This window comes from Cellulomonas sp. plas2, assembly GCF_057221735.1.
In genome coordinates this window covers 311595-333381 of sequence record NZ_CM170155.1, presented here as the reverse complement: position 1 = coordinate 333381, position 21787 = coordinate 311595, and the positions used below count along the sequence as shown (strand labels likewise).

18 protein-coding genes are annotated in these 21787 nt (G+C 72.7%); 6 read left to right on the top strand and 12 right to left on the bottom strand.

The features are described from left to right. Positions 1-124: 124 nt before the first annotated feature. The 8 genes from AC2TDM_RS01465 to AC2TDM_RS01430 all read right to left on the bottom strand — a co-directional run bounded on the left by AC2TDM_RS01465 (position 125) and on the right by AC2TDM_RS01430 (position 8975). Complete coding sequence (locus AC2TDM_RS01465; protein WP_484635611.1) at positions 125-3517, bottom strand: ATP-binding protein; 3393 nt, start codon at positions 3515-3517, stop codon at positions 125-127. Continuing rightward, the gene (locus AC2TDM_RS01460) at positions 3514-4329 is read right to left on the bottom strand and encodes a DUF4194 domain-containing protein (RefSeq protein WP_484635610.1); all 816 of its coding nucleotides are present in this window, start codon (positions 4327-4329) and stop codon (positions 3514-3516) included. The genes AC2TDM_RS01465 and AC2TDM_RS01460 overlap by 4 nt, the downstream gene beginning before the upstream one ends. Then, positions 4326-5783, bottom strand: coding sequence for a DUF3375 domain-containing protein (locus AC2TDM_RS01455; RefSeq protein WP_484635609.1), 1458 nt, complete (start codon positions 5781-5783; stop codon positions 4326-4328). The genes AC2TDM_RS01460 and AC2TDM_RS01455 overlap by 4 nt, the downstream gene beginning before the upstream one ends. Positions 5784-5876: 93 nt before the next feature. Then, positions 5877-6137 carry a type II toxin-antitoxin system RelE family toxin gene (locus AC2TDM_RS01450; protein WP_484635608.1) on the bottom strand — a complete coding sequence of 87 codons (261 nt, stop codon included), beginning with the start codon at positions 6135-6137 and terminating at the stop codon, positions 5877-5879. Then, positions 6134-6457 carry a type II toxin-antitoxin system Phd/YefM family antitoxin gene (locus tag AC2TDM_RS01445; protein WP_484635607.1) on the bottom strand — a complete coding sequence of 108 codons (324 nt, stop codon included), beginning with the start codon at positions 6455-6457 and terminating at the stop codon, positions 6134-6136. The genes AC2TDM_RS01450 and AC2TDM_RS01445 overlap by 4 nt, the downstream gene beginning before the upstream one ends. Positions 6458-6555: 98 nt before the next feature. Beyond that, positions 6556-6987: a hypothetical protein gene (locus tag AC2TDM_RS01440; protein WP_090034466.1), complete on the bottom strand. Its 432-nt coding sequence runs from the start codon at positions 6985-6987 to the stop codon at positions 6556-6558. 387 nt (positions 6988-7374) lie between these two features. Beyond that, complete coding sequence (locus tag AC2TDM_RS01435) at positions 7375-8370, bottom strand: vWA domain-containing protein (protein WP_484636371.1); 996 nt, start codon at positions 8368-8370, stop codon at positions 7375-7377. Positions 8371-8375: 5 nt separating this feature from the next. Then, entirely contained in the window at positions 8376-8975 is a 600-nt protein-coding gene (locus AC2TDM_RS01430) for a dual specificity protein phosphatase family protein (protein WP_484635606.1), read from the bottom strand. Between the two features lie 134 nt (positions 8976-9109). On the opposite strand from AC2TDM_RS01430, the gene AC2TDM_RS01425 reads away from it, so the two are divergent. The 4 genes from AC2TDM_RS01425 (at position 9110) to AC2TDM_RS01410 (ending at position 14067) form a co-directional block, all read left to right on the top strand. Then, positions 9110-9634, top strand: coding sequence for an RNA polymerase sigma factor (locus tag AC2TDM_RS01425; protein WP_484635605.1), 525 nt, complete (start codon positions 9110-9112; stop codon positions 9632-9634). A gap of 98 nt (positions 9635-9732) precedes the next feature. Further along, positions 9733-12405: a HelD family protein gene (locus AC2TDM_RS01420; RefSeq protein WP_484635604.1), complete on the top strand. Its 2673-nt coding sequence runs from the start codon at positions 9733-9735 to the stop codon at positions 12403-12405. 91 nt (positions 12406-12496) lie between these two features. Next, positions 12497-13654 (top strand): hypothetical protein, encoded by a 1158-nt coding sequence (locus AC2TDM_RS01415; protein WP_484635603.1) that lies wholly within the window; start codon positions 12497-12499, stop codon positions 13652-13654. A gap of 68 nt (positions 13655-13722) precedes the next feature. Next, positions 13723-14067, top strand: a complete 345-nt coding sequence (locus AC2TDM_RS01410) for a hypothetical protein (protein ID WP_484635602.1) — start codon at positions 13723-13725, stop codon at positions 14065-14067. Positions 14068-14129: 62 nt separating this feature from the next. Here AC2TDM_RS01410 and AC2TDM_RS01405 read toward each other — a convergent pair whose 3' ends face one another. After that, positions 14130-15803, bottom strand: a complete 1674-nt coding sequence (locus AC2TDM_RS01405; RefSeq protein ID WP_484635601.1) for a nuclease-related domain-containing DEAD/DEAH box helicase — start codon at positions 15801-15803, stop codon at positions 14130-14132. Between the two features lie 663 nt (positions 15804-16466). Beyond that, entirely contained in the window at positions 16467-17249 is a 783-nt protein-coding gene (locus AC2TDM_RS01400) for a hypothetical protein (protein ID WP_484635600.1), read from the bottom strand. 223 nt (positions 17250-17472) lie between these two features. Between AC2TDM_RS01400 and AC2TDM_RS01395 the strand changes: the two genes are divergently transcribed. Then, positions 17473-18321, top strand: a complete 849-nt coding sequence (locus AC2TDM_RS01395) for a hypothetical protein (RefSeq protein WP_484635599.1) — start codon at positions 17473-17475, stop codon at positions 18319-18321. A 41-nt stretch (positions 18322-18362) separates the two neighbouring features. On the opposite strand, the gene AC2TDM_RS01390 is transcribed toward AC2TDM_RS01395, so the two are convergent. Further along, entirely contained in the window at positions 18363-20861 is a 2499-nt protein-coding gene (locus tag AC2TDM_RS01390) for a DUF4268 domain-containing protein (protein WP_484635598.1), read from the bottom strand. Between the two features lie 222 nt (positions 20862-21083). Between AC2TDM_RS01390 and AC2TDM_RS01385 the strand changes: the two genes are divergently transcribed. Next, positions 21084-21449, top strand: a complete 366-nt coding sequence (locus AC2TDM_RS01385; RefSeq protein ID WP_484635597.1) for a hypothetical protein — start codon at positions 21084-21086, stop codon at positions 21447-21449. A 45-nt stretch (positions 21450-21494) separates the two neighbouring features. On the opposite strand, the gene AC2TDM_RS01380 is transcribed toward AC2TDM_RS01385, so the two are convergent. Further along, a complete protein-coding gene (locus AC2TDM_RS01380) occupies positions 21495-21740 on the bottom strand; it encodes a DUF6308 family protein (RefSeq protein ID WP_484635596.1) in 246 nt (81 codons plus the stop codon). Positions 21741-21787: the final 47 nt, after the last annotated feature.

Here is a 21787-nt window from a genome sequence, read left to right as displayed (position 1 = left end):
CACCGCGCCCCGTGCCGGCGGAGGGCGGCCCGGGCGCGGTCCCGCACCTCGTCGGGAGTGACGGGAGGACGACGAGGAGCGCCTCCGCCCGTCCCGGCGGCAGCGGCGGACGACCGTCGGAGCCTCACCCCGCGTCCACCAGCCGGCCGTCCCGCACGCCGACCAGCCCGACGTGCGAGGCGCGGAAGTCCGTGCAGGTGACCAGCCCGATGCCGCCGACGTACTCCTCGAGGGTCTGCAGCAGCTTCAGCGGCGTCGCGAGCACCATGTGGAACCCGAACTCGAGGAAGACATCCATGGCCATGGCGGTGAAGCGGCTGTCGGCCTTGTCGAACGCCTCGTCCAGGACCACGGTGCCGTACCCCGGCACGGCCTCGTCGTCCCCGGCGAGCTGGTAGCGCAACGCCGCCGCGAGGCAGAAGACGACGAGCTTCTGCCGCTGCCCGCCGGACAGCCCAGCCGCGGAGTCGTGGACGTTGAGGACGGTGCCCTCCTCGTCGACCTCGAGGCCGACGAAGGTGACGTGGCGTCGGGTGTCGAGGCACTGCGCGCGCCAGGCGCGGTCCGCGGCGTCGGAGGACTGCAGGCGGCGCATGAGCCGTGCCATGACCGCGAACCGCGCCTCGGCGGCGACACGGTCCTCCGGCGCCCAGGAGCCCTCCGAGATCGTCCGCAGGTCCGCCAGGAAGTCGACGACGGCAGGCGTCCGGCTCTCCTGCGGGCGGATCTGCAGGTACCGCCCGCGGTCGAAGGCCGAGCGCCGCAGCGACCTGTTGACGGGGTCGATGCGGTCGCGGATCTCGCCGAGGGCCCGCAGCACCGTCTGGCGCAGGACGCCGACGTTGCGTTGCGACTGCCGCCCGAGGAGCTCGAAGAACCGGGTCTCGAACTCCGGCAGCCGGTCGGCGCGCAGCCGCCGCAGGACGTCGAGGTAGCCCGGGCGATCGTCGACGTGCCCCGTCAGGTCACCGGCCAGCCCGCGCCAGCGGTCGCGGAACGACCCCTGCAGCGCGACGATCTGCTGCTCCGCCTGCGCCCGCCGCTCGAGGGCCGCGGCGCGCTCGTTCTCCAGCGCTCGCTGGACCTGCATGCCGACGTCCGACAGGTTCTCCGACGTCAGGGCGCGGCGCCGTTCGCGGTAGCGGCGGTGCAGCTCGTCGCGGACCTCCGGGGCGACGTGCGCGTCGTCCGCGTCGGCGAGCCCCTCGTGCCGGCGGGACAGGGTCCTCAGCTCGCCCCGCAGGTCGGACACCCGCTGCTGGGTCTCGTCCTGGACCTTGCGGGCGCGGCGGGCCTCGTCCTGCGCCTGGGCGAGCGCGTGCTGGGCCGCACGGAGGTCCTCGCTCGCGGCGAGCAGCCGCGCGTGGGCGCGGCGGGCCGCCTCGAGCCGGCTCTCGGCGGCCGGGACGTCGAGCTCGTCCCACGGACGCTGCTCGACGACCGACAGCGTCTGCTCCCGCCGGACCGCCGCCTCGTCGTCCCCCTGGGCGCGGCGCGCGGCCTCCGCCGCCCGCGCGGCCACCCCCTGAGCCGTCCGGAGCAGACCGAGCAGGTGCTCGACCTTGTCCGCGTTGTCCCACCCGAGGACCCAGCCCTCGCGGTCGTCGACGCGCCGCCGGTCGTCCTTGTCGAAGCTGCGGGGTCCCCGCTTGACCTGCCCGGCACGGGTGAGACCGCGGTCGACGAGGTGCAGGTCCGCGACCTGCTCGACGCACTCCAGGTCGTAGGTGCGCGACAGCGTGCTCCCCAGCCAGGGGGCGAACGCCCCGGGCCTGACCTCGACCCGACGGACGAGCGAGCGCTCCCCCACGCTGCGCGGCGGCCCGTCGACGTCGGGCGCCACGACCTCCAGCCGGAGGCGGGCGCCCAGGTGGGTGGCGTCCACCGCGGCCACCACGGCGTGCCGGTGCACGGCCGGCACGAGCAGCACGACGGCCAGCGGCCGCAGCGCGCGCTCGATCGCCCCCGCCCACGCGGCGTGCTCGGGGCGCACCTGCAGCAGCTCGCCCGCGAACGGCAGCTCGCGCTCCCCGATCCCCGCCGCGGCGGCGACCCGACGACGGGCGTCGATCAGGCCGGCGTCGAGATTGGATCGCACCCGCCGCAGGACGTCGAGCTCCCGCTCCAGCCGGCGCACCTCGCCGGCCGCCGTCGAGTCGGCGCCGTAGGCGTCCCGGAGCCGCTCGCGCCGGGCCGTGGCCCCCGTGGCCAGCTCCGCCCGCTCGCGGGCCGCCTGGGCGCGCAGCTCCGCCCACTCCGCGGCGGTGCCGGGCATGGCGACCCCCACCGCCTCCAGGGCGGCGGCGACCTCGAGGCGGGACGCCGCGACCTGCCGCAGCGAGCCCTCCGCCGTCGCCACCGCGTCCGCGGCTTCCCGCACTGCACGGCCCCCGCGATCGTCGAGCGCCGCCTCCGCGCCGAGGACGGCCCGGTCGGCGAGGGCCCGCTCCACCTCGGCACGCACGCGGTCGGCGTCGGCGATCTCCAGGGCCGAGCGGGTGCGCTCGGACTCCTCCTCCACCAGGCGGCGGCGCCAGGCGTCCGTCACGACGGGCAGCACGTCTCGCAGCGTCTCGGCGTGCCGGAGCGCATGCTCGGCCTCGTCGTACCCGGCGGACAGGGCCTCGAGCGGGGCGAGGTGCGCCACCTGGTCGCGCGCCTCGACGACCGCGGCGTGCGCCTGCGAGAGCTCGGCGAACTGCTCCACCGCGGTCTCGGCGAGCCGGAACGTCGCGGGCTCGTCGAGCATGTAGCCGCGGAAGAGCTCGTCGAGGCTGCCGAGGTTCTTCGCCGCCTGCGTGCGGTGGAGCAGCTCGAGCGCGTTGTCCCCCCGCATGCCGAGCAGCCGCGTGAAGCGGGCGGCGAAGACGCTGTGGCGATCGGTCACGGTCGCGTCGGGGTACGCCTGCTTCAGCCGGCGCGCCTCGAGCCCGTTCGCCGCATAGGGCGCGAGGTCGAGCAGGCCGAGCGGTGTCGTCGTCAGCAGGTGCTGCTCCGACACCTCGGAGGCGGTGGCCGCGCTGCGCCGCATGTGCAGGAGCTTGACCAGGTGCACGGGCGGCCGGGCGGTGCCGTCGGCGTACCGCAGCAGGATGCCGCTCCACGTCGCGCCGGTGCGGAGGTGCTGGCTCACCACCTCGCCGGTGAGCTCGTCGGCCTGGCGGCTCCACGCCCCGCGGACGTAGGAGGCGACGGTGCGGTCCTGGCCTCGTTGCCCGACGTCCGCGGCGGCGGCGTTGAAGCGTAACCGCCCGCGCGGCGTCAGCACGGCCGCGACCGCGTCGAGCAGCGAGGACTTCCCGGAGCCGGAGTGCCCCGTCAGCAGGAAGCCGGAGCGCGCGACGTCCACGACGTGGTGCCCGTCGAACGTGCCCCAGTTGACCACCTCGACGCGGTCGAGCCGCCACTGGCCGGGGTTTTCGGGCCTCGGCGGGCCTACCTCCCGGCCCGGGTCGTCGTCGGGCTCGCCGTCGAGGGCGAGGACGTCCTGCCGGCCGCGCGTCGGCAGCGCCGTCACCGCACGCCCTCCTCGCCGATGACGTCCCACCCGTCGGCGTCGTCGCCGACATCGGCGGCTCCGCCGGCTCCGGCCGACGCCGCCTCCGCGTGGCCCTGCACCTCGTCGCCCGATCGCTCGTCGCCCGGCACCCTGTCGCCGACGGACGCACCTCCCGGCCCTTCGAGCAGGCGCCGGTACTCCCCCTGCACGGCCGCCACCTGCTCCGCCCCGAAGACCAGCCGCAGGACGGGCGAGACCTCCCAGCGCCCCTCGGAGGACGTGCGCTGCAGCAGGCCGTAGTCGTCGAGCTTGCGCCAGGAGGCCCGCACGCGCTTCGCGAAGCCGGCGGCGTCCGTGCTGGTCGCCGCACGGTAGACGGCGAGCTGCTCGACGACCTCGTCCTCGCCGACGATCACCCGCTCGCCGCCCGCGGCGCGGACGAGCAGCCCCCGCAGGTGCAGGAGCATCGCGGTGTCCATGAACGTCAGGCCGACGCTGCGCACCACGGTGGGCGCGGCGAGGGCGTCGTCGTCGACGTTGCGCACGAACGCGACGCCGGCCTCGTGGTCGACCACGAGCTCGAGGAAGAGGTCGGCCAGCCGGGAGCGGATGGCGGGCTCGTCGACGAGGAGCGCCGACCACAGCTGGGCCTGGCGTTCGGCGGAGAGGTAGGGCCCGCGCACCAGGGCGACCAGCGCCCGCCGCGACGCCTCGCGCAGCGTGCCCGTGTCGTCCGCCCAGAGCCCGTCCCCGCGGGGCGCGTCGTCGAGCCCGGCGCCGGCCCCACCGTCATCACGAGGGCTTGTGGTCTCCTCGACCGCCGCGCTCACCGGACCACCTCGGCGGTCCGCCGCACGAAGAGGTACCGCGGCACCGTGCCGCACCGCTCGACCCCGGTCGTCGACGTCCACGCCACCGTCTCCTCCTCGCCCTCCAGCCGCGTCCCCTGCTCCTCCGCCAGCACGAGCAGCCCGACCACGCTCGCCACCCCCTGCGTGGCGGGACGTGCGGCGAGCACCTCCGCGATCGTCGCGGTCCCCTGCGTGGCCAGGACGTCGTCGACGTGCGTCTGCAGCTCGCGCAGGTCGATCTCGGACGCCCGCGCCAGCTCCCGCAGCGCCGCCACGTCGACCGGCGGCACCGACGCCGGCCGCACGTCGGCCGCGACACGGGCATCGGCGGGGTCGTGCAGCACCAGGGCGGCGACCGACCCCACCGGCACCGAGGACAGGTCGAGCGTCAGGTCGAGCCGACGGAACGGCGGCACCCGCTCGGCGACCGCGAGCGCGTCCCGCTGGGCGTCCTGCAGGAGGCGGTGCAGGTGCCGCTCCTCGCCGAGCTCGCGGCTCTGCACGAAGCGCCGCAGGCTCCGGCTGAAGGACGTCATGACGTCGTGCACCTCGGTGCTCGAGTCCTGCAGAGTCGGCATGAGCCGCCGCAGCGACCGGCGCCCCTCGCCCAACGCCGTGGCGAACGGCCGGTCCAGCACCGCCGCGACCGTCCCCTCGACCTCGGCCGACAGCTCCGGGTCCAGCATGAGCGCGTGGAACCCGTCGAAGCTCCGCCCGGCGTCGGAGTCGGCGAGGTGGTCCACGCCGCGGAAGACGTCGTCGAGGACCGCGCCGCGCTCGTCGGGGTCCTCGACCAGCCGATGCCGCAGCTCGACGTTGATGCGCTCGAGCTCGGCGCGCACCCGGGCGAAGTCCGCGGGCAGCTCCGCCGCGAGCGCCAGCAGGTCCCGCGCCTGCTCGAGCGCACGCTCCGGCGCGAGCACGTCCACCTCACCGGCCTCGACCTGTGCGATGCGGGCCTCGAGCCGGTCCCGCTCGGCCATGAGGGCGGCCAGACGCGACGAGGCGTCGGGATCCGTGGCCATCGCCAGCGCCCGCAGGCGCTCGACGATGGTGACGAGCCGCGACTCGGTCACCGTCCGCCGCGCCTCGGCCAGCCCGGCGACGAAGCGCAGCGCCGCCAGGGCGCCGTCGGACAGCTCGAGCGTCTCCTCGCGCCCCTCGGCGGGCCGCCGCACGAGCCAGCCCTGGTCGGTCCACTCCTTGAGGTAGGCCTGCGCGGTCTGAGGCAGGGCGAACCCGTGGTCCCGGAGAACGACCAGGTCCTCCTCCAGGCGCTCGGCGAGCACCGGGGCCGCCAGGCGGCGCACCTCACCGCCGAGGTGCTCGCCGAGCACCCCGACCGCGACGGCCCGGTGGTCGGCGCGCAGCAGCGTCCACGCCGGCCCTTCGGCCAGGCGCGACGCCTCCAGCGTGCGGTGCAGCGCGGTCACGGCAGCGACGGTAGGTCACGCCACCGACAGCCGGGCCCTCTCCGTCATCGCCGTCGCGGCTCACCAGGTCCGACCAAGGCCCACCCGTCTCCGTCAGGGCCGGTAGACGTCCGCGCGGTGGTCGACACGAGCCACGACGACCACCTTCTCCTCGTCGTCCACCTCGAACAGGATGCGGTAGGCGCCTCGGCGCGCGGACAGGAGGTGGTCCAGCGGTGGGTGCAGCGCCTTGCTCACCCGGAACGGGTTCTCCGCGATGACGTCCAGGAACTCGACGACCGCGGGCACGACGCGATTCGGCAGGCGGGTGATCTCGCGTCGCGCGCGAGGCGCGAGCTCGACCCGGTAGCTCACCCCGGAGGCAGCTTGCCGGCCGCACGCAGCTCGGCCTTCAGGTCGTCGAGCGACGTGGTCCTGCCCTCGTCGTAGGCACGACGCGCCGCCTCGGCGTCGGAGAGCGCACCGCCGGCCAGGAGCTCGAGCGTCTCCTCGAGCACGTCGAGCTCGTCGGCGGAGATGAGGACCGCCTCCGCCTCACCGTGGCGGGTGATCGTGATGCGCTCGTGCGTCTCGCGCACCTCGGCCACGTACGCCGAGAGCTTCGTCTTGGCGTCGTGGAGCGGCACCGACCGGACATGGACCATGGCGAAGATACTAGTCCAACTTCTGGTCATGCCCGAAGGATGCACACTCGGCGGTGCGCGCGGCCGCGTCAGGGCAGCGCTATGTGCCGACGGGGCGCCGCACCGTGGAGCGGCACCCCGTCGGGCCGTCAGCGGACCGTGCGACCGTCGTTGAGGTGCCGGAGCCACAGCTCCTCGGGGGCGACCTCCACGCCGCTCCCCCGCAGCCCGTTCCACGGCACCCGCGGCACCTCGCGCAGCAGCACCTCCGTCGGGAGCGGGTCGTCGAGGTCGAGCACCACCTCCCACTCGAGGTCGACGTAGTGCGTCGACCCCGTGCCGTCGAAGAGCACCGCCCGCTCGGGCACCGACGTCGCCCAGCCCGCGGCCACGATGCCGCGCGGCTCGCTGCCCTGGCGGAGCAGGAACAGCCGGTCGCCCGGATCCACATCGCGGCGCTGCCCTGTGGACCAGTCACCGGGCACGGTTTCGCCGCGCCCGGTGCCCGACCTCAGGGCGTCCCACTCGTCCGCCGGCACCTGCCAGCGCCGCGGGTTGTAGGTCAGCAGGAAGGTCCTCATCGTCTCGTCCTCTCGTCGTGCCTCGTCGTGGTGATCGTCAGCGGTACGGGTCGCGCTCGCGGAGCGGCGTCGGCTCCCTCGTCCGAGCGAGGCAACTCACCCGCTCCGTCCGGTGGTCCTGCCCCGGGCCGTCGGGCTCGACGAGCCCGTCGCACCCCGTGCTCCCTCGGCCGCGTCCGCCCGCAGCCCCTTGGCCGCACGGCTCGTCGATCCCTGCACGGCCTCGTCGATGAAGCGGGCGAGCCGCTCACCCTCCGACCGCAGGTCGTCGAGCTCGCGCCCCGGGTCCGGCGCTCCGACGACGGTCCGCAGCTCCGTGAGCGCTGACCCGAGGACCGCCGTCGCGGCATCGACGTCGCCGTCGGCGAGGTGCGCTGCGGCGCGCCGCTAGGCCGACTGCGTGTCGCGGTGGAGGAGCTCGCGGCGGACCCGGGCGGCGACGGACGGGTCGGTGGCGACCTCCCCGAGCCGCACCGTTCGCGTCTGCTCGTCCTCCTCGAGACCGGGCAGCACAGCGCCACGCAGCTCGAGGTGGGCGACCTCCGTGCCCGGGCCTGTCCCCCGGCGCCCGCGCGTTGCCGTGAGGACGACGGAGCGGGTCTCCCCCGCGGTCAGACCGCCGAGCTCGACGAGGAGCCCGTCGTCGACCGTGTGCACGGGCAGCTCGTCGGCGACGACTAGATCGACCACGCCCTGCGCACGCCGGACGCGCAGGACGGCTCCGACGACGACCTGCTCCGTGGCCCGGTCCAGCACCCGGGCGAGGAGCGGACCCGCCTCGGCGGCGTGCTCCGCGAACAGCTCCTGCCCTCCGCCCGCCCGGGCGACGGCACCGAGCAACCCTTCGTCGTAGCCCAGGCCGAGCCCCAGCGTCGAGGTGGTGACGCCGTGCTGCGCGTGCCGGCCGACGAGGCCGCCGAGGAGCGCCGGCGACGTCAGCCCGCGGGTGGCGTGCCCGTCGCTGAGCACGACGAGGTGCGCAGGGCCGCCCGACGAGACGCGCCGCACCTCCTGCAGCCCCCGGAGCAGCCCGGCAGACACGTCCGTCCCCCCGCCCACGACGATGTCCTCGATCACCTCCACGACGGAGGCGGGGTCGGTCACCGGCTCTGCCGGCACGACGAGGAGTGCCTCGTCGTCGAAGGTCACGAGGCCGAACCGGTCGCCGGGCCGGAGCCGCCCGACGAGGTCGACCAGCGCGTCCCGGGCAGCCCGCATGCGCCGCCCCGACATGGAGGCGCTCCGGTCCAGCGCCACGACGACCATCACGGGCGCCCGTTCGACCGTGCCGTCGGGGACGGGAGCCGTCACGTCGACCAGGACCGCCACCTCGTCCCCCTGATCGAGCGCCACGACGTCCAGCTGGAGCCGGCCGTTCCCCATGGCGCTCACGCCCCGAGCGGCAGGCCGGCCGCCTCGAGCTCGCGCTGTCGTCGGACGACGTGCCGCCCGTCAAGGGGGTGCCGCTCGTGCCACTCTGCGAGCCGGCGGTGCTCACGGCGCCGGACTGCCGCAGCGGCACCGTCGAAGCGCAACCACCAGTCGAGGGCGTCCGCGCTGTAGTGCGCGGCGGCGATCGGCCGGGCCGCCCGCAGGGCACGCATCGCGTCGAGGGTGTCCCAGCCGAGCGCCAGGAGGATCGCGTAGGCCAAGGAGGGGCCGCGGTCGACCCCCATGTGGCAGTGGACCAGGACGACGGCCTCGGTCGAGCGGGCGAGAGCCTCCACTGCAGCCCCCACGCCGCGGTCGAACCAGGAGTCCGGCATCCGCTGCCCTCGGTCGTCCTGACCGTTGTGCACGTACACGAGGTCCGGCGCGTACTCGGCGAAGAAGCTGTCGTCGGAGCACTCCATCCGGTTGTCGACGACGTGCGAGATGCCCTCGCCCCGGTAGTCGTCGAGGTCGGCGAGCATCGCGACCGTCCCGAGGTGCACGGGGAGGTCCCCGCCGGTGAAGAGGAAGTCGGTGATGCGACTGATGTTGGCCATCGTCGTCCCTTGGTCTCGTCGTCCAAAGAGCCGGATTGCTCCTCCGAGGGCCTGAGCGGTGCCAAGGACCCGTCCATCAACACCTGCTGGTGCGGCGCCTCACGACGTGCGGTCCTCCGCCGATCGATCGCGGTGTGACCGAGACGAGCGACGACGACGGCCCCGACCTCGACGAGGTCCGCGCCTTCGCCCGCAGGAAGGCCGCCGGTGACGGCCTGTTCGCCCGCCGGCCCGACCTGTCCGCCAGCGACATCGCGCAGGACGTCGCGCTCCAGTACGCGCGCCGCGACGAGGAGCCGGAGCACTGGCGCGGCTGGGTGGCCCAGGCGGTGCGGCACCGCCTCGTCGACCATGCGAACAAGAAGGCGCCGGAGGTCCTCGACGAGGAGGAGATCGCCGCTCACGAGGACCACGCCGTCGGCGCCAGCGCGCAGGTGGTCGCACGCGAGCAGCTGCGCGACGTGCTCGCCGTCCTGTCGGAGCGCGAGCGCGTCGTCCTGCTCCTCTGGCTGGAGGGCGTCCCGAACGCGGAGATCGCCGAGCAGCAGGGCTACGCGAGCGCGGCCGTCGTCTCGACGATCGTCAACCGCGCCCGGCGACGGATCCGGGAGGCGTTCCCCCACATGGCCGACGACCTCCGGCCCCAGCGCCCCTACTGACGTCGGCGCCCCTCATCGTCGGGCGGGCGACGCCGATCGGGTCGGACGTCGGGCGCGAGCAGACGCGTGCGAGCACGAGGAGCAGGGCGGGGCCGAGGATGCAGGAGCTGGAGGCGGAGCGCCGCTGGCACGGGTACGTCGAGCGGAACGTCGACGCGCGGGTGGCGCAGCTGCGAGCGCGCGACCCCCGCGCCACGCACGCCGGCGCCGACCGCTACGCCCGCCGCGTACTGGCGGAGCTCCTGGCCGACGACGGCGAGCTCGAGGCGCTCGTCGGCGAGGACGAGCGCTACTTCGGCCGCATCGACCACGTCGAGGGGCACGCGCTCTACCTCGGCCGCACGCGCGTGCGCGACCTGCTCGACGAGCGACCCGCCAGCCACGCGCACGTCGTCGACGACGTCGTCACGAACTGGCAGGCGCCGGCGGCCGCCGCCTTCTACCGCGCGCGGCCGGGCGCAGCACACGACGTTCACCGCCGGCGTCGCTTCCGCTTCGTCGACGGGCAGCTCGTCGGCTACAGCGACGAGGAGCTGCTGCCCCGCCGCACCGTCCCGTCCCCGCCCGCGGACGTCCCGGCCCGTGCGCCAGGACCCGGCGCGGATGGGGTCGAGCCGGTCCTGGAGCCGGCAGTGGGACCCGTCGCGGCGACGTCCGCCGGCGAGGCGGGCCCGGGTGCAGCGCCGGAGAGGGCGGCAGGCGCCCCGGAGCCCATCGGCGGCGGCATCGACGTCCTCCTCGACGAGCTCGGACGCGAGCGCGACGCCTACATGCGCGACATCGTCGCCACGATCCAGGCCGAGCAGTACGAGCTCATGGAGTCCGACAACCGCACGCTCCTCACCGTCCAGGGCGCCCCCGGCACGGGCAAGACGGCCGTCGCGCTGCACCGGCTGTCGCTGCTGGCCTTCCGCGAGCCGACGCTGCGCTCGTCGGGACTGGTGCTGGTCGGACCCTCGGAGCGCTTCCTGGAGTACGTCTCCCGGGTGCTGCCGGCGCTGGGCGACGACCAGGTCCGCCACACGACCGTCACGGGGCTGACCACGCGCACCGCCGCGTGGACGGAGCAGGACCGGCGCGTGCAGCGGCTCAAGGGCGACCCGCGGCTGGCCGAGCTGCTGCGCCGCGCCGTGGACCGCAGCCTCGTCGTGCCCGACCATCCCCTCGAGGTCACGCTCGACGCCACCGTGCTCACGTTCTCCCGCGCCGACGCCCTCGCGGCGCTCCGGGCCGTCCTCGCCGACCCCGCTCCGCACCGCTCCCGCCACGGGCTGCTCGTCTCGCGCCTCGTCGCGACGCTCGGGCAGCGCTTCGTCGACGGGCTCGAGGGCGGGTCGTTGCGGCGCAGCGGCGTCCGTGACCCCTATGGCGAGCTGCAGCGCGACCGGGCCCTGCAGGCCTACGCCGAGGAGATGTGCCCGCCGGTCGGCCCGGACGACCTGCTCGCCCGCCTCTGGTCGAGCTCGACGCTGCTGCTCGACGTCGGCCGGGGCCTGCTCGACGACGACGAGACGAGCCTGCTCTGGCGGTCCTGGGACGCGCGCCCGCGCCCCGAGGCGCCGCGCTCCCGCCGCAGTGCCCAGCAGCACCGCTGGAGCGACGCCGATCTTCCCCTCCTCGACGAGCTCGACGTGCTCGTCGACGGCGCCTCCCAGCGCGTCGGGCACGTCGCCGTCGACGAGGCGCAGGACCTCACCCCCATGCAGCTGCGCAGCATCGGCCGACGCGTGCCGGCGACCGGCGGCGTGACGCTGCTGGGCGACCTCGCGCAGACGACGGGTCCGTGGATGCACCGGTCGTGGGTGGAGCTCGTCGAGCACCTCGGCCACCCTGCGACGCACGTCGAGGCGCACCTGACCCAGGGCTACCGGGTGCCGGGCGCCGTCCTCGCGCTGGCCAATGCGGTTCTGCCGCACACGGGCGCGGAGGTGGGGGCAGCGCGAGCCGTGCGTGACCTGCCCGACAGCCTCACGGACATCCCTGTCGCAGCGGGTGCCGACGTGCTGCGCACCGGCGCCGACCTCGCCGTCGCGCTCGCGGGCAGCGCGCTCACCGCCCTGCTCGCACCGGCGCGGCTGATGGACCGGCTCGGCGACGAGGAGCGGGCGCGGTGCCTCGCGGCGGGTGTGGTGCTGACGACCGCCGAGGACGCCAAGGGGCTGGAGTTCGACCACGTCGTCCTCCTCGAGCCCGCCGCGTTCCTCGACGCGACGGAGGACCCGGACGGCGCTCCCGACGAGGCCGCCGCCGCTCGCGCGCTGTACGTGGCGACGACCCGTGCGACGCGGTCCCTCACCCTCGTGCACCGGCGACCGCTGCCCTTCGGGCTCGGGGACGTGGCCGCGGCTTCGACACGTGCGGCAGCGACCCAGCCCGTCCCCGCTCCACCGACGCCGGTGCACACGCCGGCCATCGAGGCTCCCACCTCGCACGCGGTCGAGGCCGTGGGACCGCTGGTCCTCGTCGAGCGACCGGTCCCGGCACCCGGCGAGCGCTGGCCGTACGAGCACGGCGGCCGCGCCTACAAGCTGTCCGCTCGGCACGCGGACGTGCAGGACCCGACGAGCAAGGTGTGGCTCTCCTCCGTCGTCGGGGCCGCCGCGGCCCGAGCCGTCGCGGCCGCTCTCCTGGAGCACCGGCCCGAGGGCGGGCGGATCCGCGTGCACGACGACGGTCACGTCACCACGCGAGCAGGCATGTCGAGCCCGATGGTCTACCTGGGGCAGGTCGACCCCCAGCTCTGGTTCGGGCCATCGGAGCTGCGTGCCTAGCCACGTCCTGGCCTACTCCGACTGATCGGCAGCCCCCCGTCCGCTGGCGCGTACCGTTCCGCGCGCTCGGTCGCAGTGCCAGGACCGGCGCGTGCCCGCCACCTCGTCCACGGACCTCCTCGTCGCCCACGTCCGGGCCCTGCTCGACGTCGAGCCGCCCGTCGGCGCGTACGGCGTCCCGGACTCCGTGCCCGTCGTCGCCTTCGGTGACGCCCAGCGCGCACGCGTGGCGACGGTGGGGATCAACCCCAGCGACGCCGAGTTCGCCGGCACGAACCCGCCGATCGCGCTCACGGCCTCGGCGCTCGGGACGTCGACGGGCACCCCTGCCACCGTCGAACACGCCGAGCGACTCCTCGCCGTGTGCTCCGGCTACTTCCAGCACCATCCCTACTGGAAGTACTTCGCTCCGCTGGAGAAGGTGCTGCAGGCGGGAACGGGAACGTCCTTCTCCGACGGCTCAGCGTGCCACCTCGACGTCGTGCCCTGGGCGACCACGCCGGTCTGGGGCCAGATCACCGACGCGACGACCAGGAAGGCGCTGCTCGATGCCGGCGCTCCCGTCCTGGCCTCCGTGCTCGAGGCGACGTCGCTGGACCTCGTGCTGCTCAACGGCAAGCAGGTCGTCGAGCAGGTGCAGCACGCCGGGTTGGCGCAGCTCGACCTCGCCGAGTCGAAGCAGATCAAGCCGGAGGGAGCCCCGACGAAGCTGTACGTGGGCGAGATCGGCGGCGTCCGGGCGCTCGGGTGGTCCACCAACCTCCAAGCACCGTTCGCCGGCGTCGGGGCGCACTTCATCGAGCAGCTCAGCACGTGGATCAGAGCCACCTCTCGCAGTGGTGCATCGCCGCTGCTCCGGTCCGCAGTCGGCGTCGTCCCGGCCACTCCCGCTCCTCCGACGGGGCAGCCCCTCACCGGGAACGAGCTGGTCGCCCACCTGCACCACTGGGTCACGACGTCGAGCTCGCCCACGCTCGCGGACGTCGGCACCTTCGGTGGTGCGGCGGCCCTCCACGCCGCGATCGGCGGTGTCCCCGTGCACGTGAACGCCGACACGTCACGATCCGCAGTCGAGGCCCTGCTTGCGGAGTCGGCGGCGGGGACGCTCGTCTGGCGCGTCGTGGCCAACGCCAAGGGGAAGGTCAACAAGGGGAAGGTCAACAAGGTGACGTTCCAGGGCGACGGTGCTCCCACACCAGGCTGGTACTGCTACACCGACGAGCCCGTGCCTGCGCCGGCGATCCTGTGATGGTCGAGGGCTCCCGCCTGCTCACGCCCGGGTCGTAGCGTGGGCGAGTGCGAGGCGACGAGGCCCGGGTGGTCAGGCAGTTCGAGCGGTGGCTGGTTGCCGAGGGGTGGCAGGTGCACCGCGAGGTCGACTACTGCGACGTCGTCGCTCATCGGGGCGAAGAGCGGCTCTTCGCCGAGGCGAAAGGCCGGACCGCCTCGATCGGGCTCGACGTCGACACGCTGTACGGACAGCTCCTGCGGCGTGTCCCCACCGTCGCCGGAGCCGGCGTCCGGCTCGGGGTCGTGGTTCCCACGGAGGGACGGACGGCAGCGCTCCGCGTCGCGGGGGAGGTACGCCGCCTGCTCGGCATCACCGTCTACGTCGTCGGCGAGTCCGGTGCCGTCACGCCACTCGGCCCGGAGGACAGCTGACGAAGGGGCCGCCGCTGCCGGGTGAGGCGAGCCGGGGTGGCCGCTCGCGACACCGGGCGCCGTCAGTCGTCGTCCCCCACGAGGGACCACGACGACGCATGCCGCAGCCGTGACCGCACACCATCACCGCCGATCCGCTCCACCTCACCCCGCGGCCCGACGAGCACCAGCAGCACCCGCGCCCGCGACAGCCCCGTGTAGAGCATCGACCGCGCCCGCTCGGCGTCCCGGAACCCGTTGGCGACGAGCACCACCACCGTCCGCTCGAGCCCCTTGAACCCCAGCACGTGCCCGTAGAACACGTCCTCGCCGGCGAAGCACGCGTCCCAGTACGCCGCGTGCCCGCCGACCTCGACCGCGTTGATCTGCTCCGGATGCCGCCGCCCGGTGGTCAGCAGCGCGATCTGCCCCGGTTGCCACCCCTCGTCGAGCAACGCGTCGACGACGTCGTCCGCCGCGGACACCGCCTCGTCGGCGGGCACGTCCACCAGCCGCACCGGCGCCCCCGCCGCCCCGCGCGGCTTGACCGTCGACGTCCCGAACGACCCGAAGCACTGCGCGATCTGCTTGGTCGAGCGGAGGTTCTCGTCGAGCCGCACGGGCGGCAGCGTGATGGGCGCGGACCCGTCCCGGTCGAAGATGCGCTGGTCCTCGTCCATGAACACCCACAGGCCGCCCGCCTCACGGTCGCGCAGGCACCGCACCAGCGAGGGCCACCACAGGTCAGAGAAGTCCTGTGCCTCGTCGACGACGACGCAGTCGAACCGCTCGCGCTCGTCAAGGGCATCAGCCAGCTCCGCCAGCTCCAGCGGCAGACGGCGCTCGTAGTAGTCGGCGTCGTCGTCGCTGCCGGGCGCCGCGCCCCACTGCAGCGGCAGGTCGTGGAACAGGCCGACGAACGCCGGTCGCTGCTTCACCGGCCACGTCGCGGTGATGCGCTCCAGGTACCGCCCCAGCCCCCGGGAGTAGCAGACCAGCGCCACCCGCTCCCCCGCCGCCGCCCGCCGCCGCGCCTGCTCCAGCGCCAACCACGTCTTGCCGCTGCCGGCCCCGCCGATGATGCGCAGCCGCTCGAAGCTGCGCAGCGTGTCCAGCATCCGCGCCTGGTCCTGCGTCATCTGCTCGACGCGGTCCTCGAACTGCGCCGCCGTCGCCAGCACCTCCACCTGAGACGGGAACGCCCCCGCCAGGAAGTCGACCAGCGGCCCCACGTCCTCCACCGCCAGCGGCGCGTTCCCCGTGCCGTGCACGTCGATCGCCCGCTTCACCAGCCCGGCCAGGTGCGGCAGGTCGGCCCGCCCGGCGACCGTGCCGGCCGGGGACGACGCCGACTCCCACCCGGCCGGCACCTGCGTGTGCGGCAGCACGACGAGGTCCGCCGCCCGCGCACGCCACGCCCCGAGCCCGTGCCGCCGCAGCAGGTCCCGCACCGTGTGCCGCGCCCGTCGCGCCTGATAGACCGGGTCGATGTCGTGCGCCCGGGCGCCGGTGCCCTGCACCCACTGCCCGTCGCGACGCGCCACATGCCCGCCCTTGACCTCGACGACGCACAGCCCCACGTCGGGCCAGGCGACGAGCGCGTCAACCTCCCGCTCGTCAGGCCCGTCGAGCAGCAGGAGGTTGACGAACACGACGACGTCATCAGGGAGCTGGTCGCGCAACGCCTCCCACACGGCACGCTCGGCACCGCCGTCGGTCGCTGCGTTGTCCGGCTCAGGCGGGATCAAGCGCGCCATGACACCATCGCAGTTCGTCCTTGATCACTCGACATCCGCCTTGGTAAGACGTCGCCTACCGCGCGTTTAAGCAAAGGAGAATCGTCGGTCCCTCAATAACTCGCGCAATCACCCTAACGGCTCATTTTGAGCATGCACCAGCGCGCTGTCAATCTTGACGACGACGCAATCGGACGATCCGAGTGAGACGATCGCCCTCGGCTTCTTGCTTCGGCGCACCCTTCGCCTGCAACTCCTGGGCGAAAGGAGCAAGTAGCGCAAGCAAGACGTCATCCCGCAGTGCATCGGTACGCGTCTCGACTTCCTTCAAAGCACGGCGACGACCTCGCCCTTCTACAGAATCCGCGACCCGCAGAGCATCCCGCAGCGCGCGGCTTCGCTGACGCCAATCAATTCGGGTCTCCTCATCTATGGCGGGATGCTGAGCATGCCGATGTTCTCGTCGATGGCATCGAGTGTCCGCTGCACCCGCTCGGTCGGACTCTTGCTGCGCTCCGCGCCCCTAATCTTCTCGAGCAGGTAGCCGAAACGCCGCTCCAATTCGCTTCGGATCTGCGCATTACCGACCGCCCAGGCTAGTCTTTACTTTAAGACCGCGATAGTCCTTGGGTTCTTGACGACGCCCAGTATGAATCCAAGCAGTGGCTGCACCTCTCTCCACCCTCAGTTCAATCGGTCCTGGCGTGGCGTCTCATCGCGAGATGACGCTGCCGATGTAGCGCCAGACGCGGCTGAGTCTGAGACCCCTCTCGTCCGCTTATGGCCGCTCTCGTACCGCCAGATTGCGTGATCGAGCACGCGGGCCGGGACGTCGAGGCATTCCGCCGCCCTGGTGACGATGCGAGCAGCTTGCGCCGTATGAGTCACTCGAGTACCGGCCCGCTCCAAGAACCGCAGCACCATACGATCGGGCTTCACCGCGTCCTCGCCGCTGAGCAACAAGAAGTAGCGCCATCCCACGTCAGATGATCGTTGCCCGGGGATGCTGCGCCACACGCGGTGCACCGACGTCCGATCTCGCTCCATGGCTGCACGGAAGTCGCGCATGGAGTCCACCCCGGCTGTGAGCAGTACGTCCGCGGCACGATGTACTGCCTCGGCCTTGAGAATCCCGTTGCGTGTCGAGGTGCGCTGGCGGTTGCCCAACGCGTCGGCGAAGAGACTTGGCGCATCGTATGAAGCCGCTAGCGAGGCCAGCTCGGCGGCACCGTCGGTTGGGGGGTCGCCGCCACGAGCGCGCGAGAGCTGCCGGTACGCGCTGATGACGGGCACAACATGGGAGTCGTAGCGCGCAGCGAGAGACCAAATTGCGTCGACTGTGCATAGCGCCACGCTGTCCGGATATCCCTCTGGATACCTCCAACTGGCAGGATCACCGAGCACCTCGATGGACAGGTCGCGTACGCGTACCGCGGCGGCGTCGACCTCTGCGTCGGTCATCCTCACGCTGGCGACTGTACGCAGCCCCCTGCCGTGCACGGTGTCGTCAGCGGGTGAAGAACGATCGCTGGGCTGACTCGCGCCGGAGATCGTTGCAGCCCTTCTGCGGCCGGGTCCCTCGGTCATCCGCTCCGGGTCCTCGGGGACCTCAGCCTCCGGCCCCTATGGAACACTCGTCGGCGGGCCGTCAAGCCTTGCGGTAGGCCGTCGACCCAACGAAGGAGGACTCGTGACGTCTGCTGATGTGATGACGGCAGTGTTTGCACTCGTCGGTGCGTTGATGGCCGGCGTGCTCGCGCTCGTCGTCAGCCGTACCGACCGGCGTCGGCGCAAGTTCGACAGTGCGCTCGAACTGCTCACCTCCGAGCATTCTCGGCAACGGGCGCTGGGGCGGGCGATGGTCGTCGAAGCCGTGCAGGCCAAGTCGGTATCGGAGTCCGATGCGCGCGAAGCCGTGGCCATCCTTCGTGAGGACGTCCGCTCGACCTGCTCGGCCGAGGTCCTGGGGCAACTCGCGTTGCAGCTCCGCGACGGCAATAGCCGTGTCCGCGTCGTCGACGAAGCCAAGCAGCCGCTCGTGGAGGACGGCGAGGTCCTCGTCGGCCCGGCCGTCGTGGAGGCCGCCAAGGCGTACGTCGAGCTATCAGGAGGCGCTGACGCGGTGGACGACCAGCTCGTCGCGCTGATCGCGCTCGCCGAGCCTCCCGAGGTCTACGCCGCCTCCGACGCACACCGCCCATCGACGCAAGCAGTGCCGACCTCGACGCGCGCGCTCCCCACCGACCGCCGCCTCATCCTCGTGAAGCTCAATGCCGAAGCCTCTGGCCTCAACGACGCCGAGTTGAAGGAGCGCGCCCGCAAGGCGTGGCGAATCTCCTTGGACCGCGTCCGCAACGCTCCACCGGCGGCCGTCGCGGCCGTGGTGAAGCAGCGTGTCGTCGGCGCCTGGAAGTTCGAGGAGGCGTACCAGAGCACGCTGCCGGGACGCGTCGAGTTCCGGCTGGGAGGACCGGTCAGCGATCTGGTCGGAGCCGAGTTCCTGGACACGGGCCAGAACCCCGTGCGCTACTGGCCCTGAAGACCACGTGAGCGAACAGCCTCGGCTATATCCGCGACGCCTCACACGAAGGTCGGAAAGACCTCGGCGAATCGGTCAGTGGTGCTGACCAGCCAGTGCGCGAGCTCCGGCGCGCGGGCGCCATCGCGCCAATCGCCCTCCTCGCGCAGCACGACCGAGCTCGACTTGTTCCCGGGCTCGTCACGCCACTCGAGAGTCGCGCCGACGGCAGCCTCGATCTCGTCCCGATGCTCGAGCAGGCGAGCGAAGAGGTCCTTGTCCTGGCGGATATAGAACGCGCAGGCGACGCCAGCTGGCTCGCGCGACGCGAGTGAGAGCACGATGAAGCTCCCGTTCAGACCCAGGCCGACGTCGAGCGCGTACTTTGTCGTGGACCCGGGCCACGACGAGATTTTCCTCGATGTCGCCTCGCCCAGGTCTCGGACGGCCTGGAAGAAGTCCCAGCGCTGAGCGAGCAATGGCCTCGACTCGTGCGCTCCGCGGCGGCCCTCACCCAACTCCAGGCCCGTCAACTCGGCGAGCTCCTCGGCCGGCAGGAACTGTTCCGGCGCCGCCCGCCCCTCGTCGTCGAACCGGAGACCCTCTGACACCAGGTAGTCGCGCGGGTCCTCGGTGCGTCGCGCGTCGACCCAGCGAAAGCCCGGCGAGATGGTTCCGCCGGCCTGCAGCACCCGCCAGGCGTTCGGGATCGGGTTGCTGGCGAGGACGGCGGCGACCGGCTGCGGGTAGGATGCGGCGACGAGCGCGACCTCGCCGTACGAGGTCCATCGACCCGCCGGGATCTCGGCGACGATCGCGGCGACCTGCCGACGCAGTGCGGACGGTGCCTCGAAGTCACCATCGGCCACGGTCTCATCCGGCCCTGGCCAGAGCGCGATGATCTTCTCCGCCAGCTCCTCGCCGCGCTTGCGGATCTCCGCGGCGCCCCAGGCCTCATGGGCGGCGATTTCTTGATTGAGACGTAGCCCGCTCTCACCGAGCATCACGCGCTTCTCGTCGAACCCCCGGTTGCTCAGCTCGCTGTTGTACCCGGTGAGCGTGAGGTTGCCGAGCGTATGGACGAGCCTGTCGTGCTCGTAGGTGACGTCCGACCCCTCCGGTAGACCTGTCGCGAACGCCTCCCGCACCGCCTGCGTCAGCGTCTGCGGGAGGACGTGCTCGATGGTGAGGTTCGTCGGGTCCACCGCCTCCTTCGAGCCGTAGGACTCCTCGAGCCACTGCAGGATGAGCTTCTTCTGCGTCGCCCGGCCCTGCCAGTAGAAGGGCACCGTCCCGACGGCCTCCCGCAACTGCCGGTCGGTGGCGAAGTACTTGCGCCCACGAGAGAGGTAGTCACGCAGCGCGACGTCGACGGCCTCGGCATCCGCGATGGCGCCCACCGCCTGTAGCAACGTCCGGTTCAGGTTCGCGGTGGCGCGCCCGATCACGATGCGCCGCACGAAGTACGACTCGAGGTACGTCAGCGCTCGAGCGACCTCCTCCGCAGTTGCTGTTCCCGACGCGCGCCGGTCGAGGATCCGCATCACCACGGGGTACGCGGTGGTCGAGCCCCAGGCCCTGATGCGCGTCAGGCGACGACGGATCTCTTCATCCGGCTCGTGAGAGGGCTCGAGGATCGTCGCGAGCACGTCGCCGAGCTTCGCGACCCGGAGGATCTCGGCCTCGATCTCGGCTGACGTGGTCAGCCGCTCGAGCCGCTTCTGCTGGCCGACGTACGTGTCGGACTGCTTGACCCGCTCGTCGGTTTGGACCAGGTCGAGCCAGAACAACAGCTCGAGGTTGTCCGCCGCCAGCTTGCGTTCGAGCGGCAACCAGACGCTGTCGTAGACGTCGTCGCCGCGCTCGCCGAGCCGCATGAAGAGGTAGTTCTTGAGCAGGTCCGACTGGGCCAGCTGCAGGCCTGTGTTGTTGAGCGACTCGAAGATCCGGTGCGCGTTGTCACCGGGCTCCGCCGTCACGACGACGAGCGCGAGACCGCTGACGACGGCGTTTTCGATCTCCTCGAGGTCGTGCGGGTCGTCCGGATCGTCGGCTGCGGCGATCTTCGCGCGGAAGTGGTTGTACGCCTCGCCGACCTTGTCACTGCCTCCGGCGTCCGGGGCGGCGCGCACGACCGACAGGTAGGCGGCCCGGTCGGCCTGCGTCGGCAGCACCTTCGATGGCTTGCCCTTGTCGTACACGTTGATCAGGTACTGCGCGTGGATCCCCTCGGCTCGCTCTTCGTCGCCGACTTCGATGAGATGGTCACGCAGTGCCGCGAGCAGGAGCGTGAGCGTGGTCAGCCGCTGCTGTCCGTCCACGACGAGCAGCTTGGAGACGCCGACCACGGAGTAGTCGGGACTCTGCGCCAGGACCAGCGAGCCGATGAAGTGGGTGGCGGTCGGGTCCGCTCGCCGCGCTGCGGCGAGCTCGGCCACGTCGTTCCAGAGCTGGTCGAGCTGCTTCTGCCCCCAGGAGTAGACCCGCTGGTACAGGGGCACCTGGTATTGCTTCTTGCCCTCGAGGACGCCGGCCAGGTTCGTCTCTGCCGCCTTGACCACGCACGCCTCCGCATTCCGTCCTCAGCATGACCGCCGGTCACGCTATCGCGCCGATGTGCGCGCACGGTCGGTCGTCATCGCTCGACGTCACCAGACGGCGAGCGCGCCGCCGACGGAGGTCGCGCTCCCGGCTGCTACGCCGACGAAACGCTCGCAGCGCAAGCCGCTCTTCGAGTCGTGGGGGGCTCGTCCCGACGCGGCAGCACGCCGTAGCGTTGCGCCGTGCGTGGCGACGAGGCCCGGGTGGTCGAACAGTTCGTGCGATGGCTGACGACCGAGGGATGGGAGGTCGACCGCGAGGTCGACTTCTGCGACGTCGTGGCTCGACGCGGTGACGACGTCCTGTACGCAGAGGCGAAGGGCCGGACCAGCGCGCCAGGGCTCGACGTCGACACCCTCTACGGACAGCTCCTCCGCCGCATCCCCGCCTCCCGCGGCGCCACCACCCGTCTCGGCGTCGTCGTCCCGACCGAGGGCCGCGGCGCGGCGCTCCGAGTCAGCGACGACGTGCGCCGGCTCCTCAGCATCACGGTGTACGTCGTCGACGACGAGGGAGGTGTCCTCGCAATCGAGCCGGGCCCTGCTTGACCAGCGCGGGGGGCGCCTAGGAGCTCGCCACTTCAGGAAGCGACGTCAGGCGGAGCGATACCTAACTGGCGTGTGCTCGTCGTCTGCGGCAGCCAGCTCGAGTCCGGGCGGGATCGCCGCCAGCAGTTCCGAGACCTCCGCAGCTCGCGGCCCGAGCAGGTTGATCGACGTGGCCGACGGCACGTCGACGCTGACGGTCGAGACAGCGACGACGTCCTCGGCGGCGATGCGGTCTATCCGCGATGGCTCGTCCCAGGCGCAGCCGAGCGTCTCGAAGTGCGCCCCGTCCACGTTTCGCCGTCGGCGCTGCCGTGGAAGCAGTCGTGGAGGTGGCGCAC